This window comes from Mycobacterium sp., from assembly GCF_052143115.1.
Taxonomy (GTDB): domain Bacteria; phylum Actinomycetota; class Actinomycetes; order Mycobacteriales; family Mycobacteriaceae; genus Mycobacterium.
In genome coordinates this window covers 1-4,690 of record NZ_JBKQTQ010000150.1, presented here as the reverse complement: position 1 = coordinate 4,690, position 4,690 = coordinate 1, and the positions used below count along the sequence as shown (strand labels likewise).

General features: G+C 66.7%; 6 protein-coding genes. 4 read left to right on the top strand and 2 right to left on the bottom strand.

All coding sequences use genetic code 11. The features are described from left to right. From ACLQI9_RS15650 to ACLQI9_RS15635, 4 genes are all read left to right on the top strand, one after another. A partial coding sequence (locus ACLQI9_RS15650) for an ATP synthase beta subunit C-terminal domain-containing protein (RefSeq protein WP_442391886.1) occupies positions 1 to 543 on the top strand: 543 nt, incomplete at its 5' end. Further along, complete coding sequence (locus tag ACLQI9_RS15645) at positions 540 to 1,937, top strand: V-type ATP synthase subunit B (protein ID WP_442376939.1); 1,398 nt, start codon at positions 540 to 542, stop codon at positions 1,935 to 1,937. The genes ACLQI9_RS15650 and ACLQI9_RS15645, both read left to right, overlap by 4 nt. Further along, the gene (locus tag ACLQI9_RS15640; RefSeq protein WP_442391885.1) at positions 1,937 to 2,554 is read left to right on the top strand and encodes a V-type ATP synthase subunit D; all 618 of its coding nucleotides are present in this window, start codon (positions 1,937 to 1,939) and stop codon (positions 2,552 to 2,554) included. Before ACLQI9_RS15645 ends, ACLQI9_RS15640 begins: the two co-directional genes overlap by 1 nt. 175 nt (positions 2,555 to 2,729) lie before the next feature. Then, positions 2,730 to 3,074, top strand: a complete 345-nt coding sequence (locus tag ACLQI9_RS15635) for a hypothetical protein (RefSeq protein ID WP_442376943.1) — start codon at positions 2,730 to 2,732, stop codon at positions 3,072 to 3,074. Between the two features lie 90 nt (positions 3,075 to 3,164). Here the strand turns inward: ACLQI9_RS15635 and ACLQI9_RS15630 are convergent, their stop codons facing one another. After that, entirely contained in the window at positions 3,165 to 3,530 is a 366-nt protein-coding gene (locus tag ACLQI9_RS15630) for a nuclear transport factor 2 family protein (protein WP_442391884.1), read from the bottom strand. Positions 3,531 to 3,578: 48 nt separating this feature from the next. Beyond that, a complete protein-coding gene (locus tag ACLQI9_RS15625) occupies positions 3,579 to 3,875 on the bottom strand; it encodes a hypothetical protein (RefSeq protein ID WP_442391883.1) in 297 nt (98 codons plus the stop codon). Positions 3,876 to 4,690: the final 815 nt, after the last annotated feature.

The following is a 4,690-nucleotide window of genomic DNA, read 5'->3' as shown; positions in this document are numbered from 1 at the left end:
GAGCGGTTCGTGCGCTGTCGGTGGTCTCTGGACCGGGACCTGGCCTACTCGCGTCATTACCCTGCGGTGTCGTGGTCGGCGTCGTTTTCCCGTGACGCCGAAGCGCTCGGCACCGCCCGCGTTGTTGTCGGCGATGACACTGGCTGGTCTGCCCGTCGCGCTCGGGTGCTGGATCTGCTGACCGAGTCCGATCGCCTGGCCGCGCTCACCGAGCTGGTCGGCGTGACAGCGCTGCCCGACAGCGAGCGGATTGTGCTGGTGGCCGGCCGGCTGCTGCGGGAAACCGTGCTGCAGCAGAATGCCCAGAACCCCAACGACGCGCACTGCGCACCGGAGAAGACCGCGGCACTGGTCGACGCGGCGTTGGCGGTAATCGACACCTGCCGTGAACTGGTTGCCGGCGGTGTGGCGGCGCAGCTGATCGAGGAGACCGACTTCGGCAAGCTGATCCGCGCCCGCGACGACAGCGGGCCCGACGACACCGCGGTGGTGGTCCAACGCCGGAACCAGATTGTCGAGACGCTGCGTGAGCTGCCGCGATGAGCCGCCCGTTGCCGCGATGGGTGGAATACCGCGGCGTGCGTGAGTTGCACGGTCCGCTGGCCGTGGTTGGTGGTGTCTCCGGTGTGGGGTGGGACGAGTACGTGGTCATCACGCTGGCCGACGGCTCGGTGCGGCATGGACTGGTGCTCGACGTGAACCGCGACGTGGCGCTCGTGCAGGTCATGGAGGGCACGTCGGGAATGGACCCGGCCGGGGCTGGATACCGGTTCAGCGGTGAGCCGCTGCGCGTCCCGGTGGGAACCGCCTGGCTGGGCCGCGCCTGCAACGGCCGCGGCGAACCGATCGACGGCGGCCCGCCGGTGACCGGAGCGCGGCGGGTGTCGGTCAACGGCGACCCGCTCAACCCGATGCAACGCGAGGCTCCCTCGGAGCCGGTGCTGACCGGTGTGTCGGTGATCGATGCGCTGACCACCCTGGTGCGCGGCCAGAAACTGCCGGTCTTCTCGTTGCCCGGGTTGCCGCACCTGCGCCTGGCGTGTCAGATCGTCGCGCAGGCCAGTGCCGGCGGCGAGCCGTTCAGCGTCGTGTTCGCCGGCATTGGGCTCACCCACCCCGACGTGGCATATGCCCGCAATGTGCTCGAATCACGTGCCGCGGCAGGGGAGTTGGTGTTGCTGCTGAACGCCGCCGACGACCCAGTCATCGAGCGGATCCTCACCCCGCGCATCGCGCTGACCATCGCCGAGCATCTGGCGTTCGACACGTCGCGGCACGTATTGGTGGTCATGACTGACATGACCAGCTACGCCGAGGCGCTGCGGGAAATCTCGGCAGCGCGCGGTGAAATGCCGGCGCGGCGCGCCTATCCGGGATATCTCTACAGTGACCTGGCCTCGCTGTACGAGCGGTGCGGCAAAATCGTCGGACGGCCCGGCTCGGTAACTGTGCTGCCCGTGTTGACGATGCCCGGCGGCGACATCACCCACCCGGTGCCCGACCTGACCGGCTACATCACCGAAGGGCAGATCATCTTGTCCGCACAGATGCATCTGCACAACATCTACCCGCCGGTGGACGCCTTGTCCTCGCTGTCGCGGCTGATGCGCCGCGGCGCGGGCGCTGGCCGGACCCGTGACGATCACCTGCCGCTGGCGGCACAGCTGCTCGCCTCGTTGGCCCGCGCACGGCAGGTAAGCGCGTTGGCCGAGCTGATCGGGCCCGACGCCCTCACCGCCACCGACCGCAGCTATCTGCTGTTCGAGGACGATTTCGCCGCGAAGTTGGTCAATCAACGTCCGGATGCGGCACGACCGCTCGACGAAACCCTCAACCGGGCATGGGAGGTACTGGCGCGGTTGCCGCGCAGTGAACTGGCGATGCTGCCCTCCGCCCTGCTCGAGGCACACCGGCCCGACAGCGTGCAGGAGGCGTGATGGCGGCGTTGCAGCGTCCCCCGGGGCGGATGGGCCGGCTGTGGGTGCTCAACCGGCTCGACCTCGCCGAGCGCGGGGTGACGCTGCTCGAGCAGAAGCTGCATTCGCTGATCACGCTGCAAGAAGAGCTGCGGCGCAAGGTCGAACAGAGCGGCCGCGACTGGCAGCAGGCGTGCCGCGAGGCCGACATGTGGGGGCTGCGCGCGGTGCTGCTGGGCGGCCAAAACGCGATCGACCTGGCCGTCACCACTGCGCCAGCGTCGGTCACCGTGCAATGGGCCGTCACCGCCGGGGTGCGCTACCCTGACGTCGCCGCCTGCGTATTGCCGCCCGAGGACGATGCGGCCGTCATCTACACCACCTCGGCGTCTGTGCAGGCGGCGCGGGCGTGCCGAGCGGCCGTTGTCGCCGCGGCCGAATGCGCTGCAGCGCAGTCGGCTGTGAAAACCATCGAGCGAGAGGTCCACACGGCCCGACTGCGGGTGCGCGCCCTGAGTCGACACTGGCTACCGCTGCTACGGCAGGAGTTGGCCCGTATCGAGTTCGCGCTGGAGGTGGCGGATCGCGCCGGCGCGATCCGGGTGCGACTCGTCGGCCGTCAGCGCGGCTTGGCCTGACTCCGCCGATGGGCCGGGGGTGTTGGATTAAGAAGAGAGCCTTCCCTCATATCGACACCCAAACCTCCATCAATTCATCAGTGAATAAAGGCTCAGTGCTAGCCGGGTAGTCGAATGGAGAACGAGCCCTGGCTTGGTGCTCGGTTTTCTTTTGCTCCCGAAGGAGGGGCTGAAGATGTCCACGGGCACCCCCGAGAAGAAACCCGGCAAGACCACCACCACCCCTGCTGAACGGAGGCTCGCCGCGCAGCGAGGCGGCCGCGATCTGCTGGGCCGGTCAGCGGCAGCGGTCTACGTCATGCGCTTGGAGGCGATGCTGCGGGTGGCCATGCCGAAGGCTCTGGCCGGTGACCTCAAGGCTGCCGAGCATTGTCGCCGGGTCCTGGATCAGGAGGCGCGGCTCTACGGGCTCAACGCCGCCGGCGACGACTCGGAGGTGCGCCCGGAGCCGCCGGAGCGTGATGCCCACGGCCGGACGGTCTTGGACCGGTACAGGCAGCGGCACGGTCGAAGGTCTTGACAGCGGCGGGTCTACGCTACCGCCCGCGCTCGATGATCTCCGCGACGATCTCCGTATTCCCGCGTCGAGGGGGTCCGGCCTCTCTAAAAACTACTTCGTGCCGTAGATCCGTTCCTGCATGGCAGTGTCCGCGAAGCTCTGGGCTTTGACGATTTTGCCGTCGCGGAAGCTGTACGCATCGGCTTGGGGTGCGGATTCTCCGAGGGCGGTGACTATGGAGAGGACGACCACGACATCGTCGTCGGCCAGGAATCGGTTGGGCGCTATTGTGAAGTCCTTCTCCGCCAGCTTCCCGAATAATTCCGTGACCTCCGCTTTGCCGCGATAGGTGCCGCTGATCGTGCTGTTACCGGGCAAGAACCACTCGGTGTCGTCGTCCAAGATGCTCAGGACCGTTTCGAGGTCGCCCGCAGAGAACGCGGCATATGCCTTCTTGGTTGCCTCGACATTAGACATGACGACTCCTTTGTGATTTTTCTGCCTCCGTTTTTCCGTCAGCCGGGATTAAGCAAAGGCGAGCCATTCGGCACGACAAGTATGCGGAAAATTCCATCCGAGATGAAGCTTCCCGGTGCCACCGGCCGGAGTCGGTGCAAAGTAGGTCTTGACCTGGATCGTCGCAGCAGTCGTCGTGCCCGGCACGTACATCACCAGGTCGATACCTGAGTCGGTCGCCATGCGGGCACTGTCGATGCCGTGCTTGAGCAATCCGTACTGGACCAGAAGCTCGCCAGCGGCTCCGATAGCTAGTGTCTGCAACTTCGTCTGTGTGGTCAGATCATCGCCGCTTGTGCCAGTCATGTAGGTAACCTCCGCCATTGAAATAAGGCGCCGACACCCGGCTCAACCACCGGCCGCCGACCGATACACCAGTTCCGGTGGAACGCTCCCCGGCAGGAGCACACACGCACGGGCGGTAACCCGTGGGCACCTCTCGGCGCCGAGAATCGGTAGAGACCCAGATGCCGTCGCATGCGTGGACGATTCAGCCTTCCGTCGTCAGGTTGTAGATGACTTCGGGGCTCTGATCCGGTCCTGGTGGGTGGGCCACGAGGAAGTCTCGAATAGCAGCGCTGATCGGCATCCCTTGGGGAATCTCAGCGGTGCGCAGCCGGCCATGAAGTCGGACTCGCTCACAGTTCTTCTCCCGTCGCTCAACATTGACAGCGCCAGCGTAGGAGAACGGCCCGCGCCGGAATCAGAGGCTCAACCTCACAGTTCTCGTGCGGGCCACCCCGCGCGAGAGCAGTCCGGTGAACCGCCGCCAGCGAGTTGCTCGGCGCCTGGTCGCGGTCGTGGACCGCCCCCACGCTGACGTCACTTGCCAGATATGGCGGATCCGGGCAGTCGCGGCGGCCTCGCAGCGCCCACCCTGGCATTGCGGCGGATGCGCGAGCAAATCGGCGACCCGGCGCCTTACCAGCGCCACGGTGATCGGCTCGCCGGGCTTGGGGGGTGACGAGCGGGGCTGCGGGCACCTCCATGGTGGGGGGCCGTACGCGGAAGGGCGAACGCGGCGCCCGCAAAGAGGACTGTTCGCATTCCGAGCATCGGATGTGGCTGTCGCGTGCCGGTGGCAGCATGTGCATGTGACCACGACGACGCTTTCCTGGGAT

What these genes read in the sequence shown, in the direction of transcription:
- ACLQI9_RS15645 (WP_442376939.1), top strand. Translation starts at nt 540, where the DNA reads ATGAGCCGCCCGTTGCCGCGATGGGTGGAATACCGCGGCGTGCGTGAG.
- ACLQI9_RS15640 (WP_442391885.1), top strand. Translation starts at nt 1,937, where the DNA reads ATGGCGGCGTTGCAGCGTCCCCCGGGGCGGATGGGCCGGCTGTGGGTG.
- ACLQI9_RS15635 (WP_442376943.1), top strand. Translation starts at nt 2,730, where the DNA reads ATGTCCACGGGCACCCCCGAGAAGAAACCCGGCAAGACCACCACCACC.
- ACLQI9_RS15630 (WP_442391884.1), bottom strand. Translation starts at nt 3,530, where the DNA reads ATGTCTAATGTCGAGGCAACCAAGAAGGCATATGCCGCGTTCTCTGCG.
- ACLQI9_RS15625 (WP_442391883.1), bottom strand. Translation starts at nt 3,875, where the DNA reads ATGACTGGCACAAGCGGCGATGATCTGACCACACAGACGAAGTTGCAG.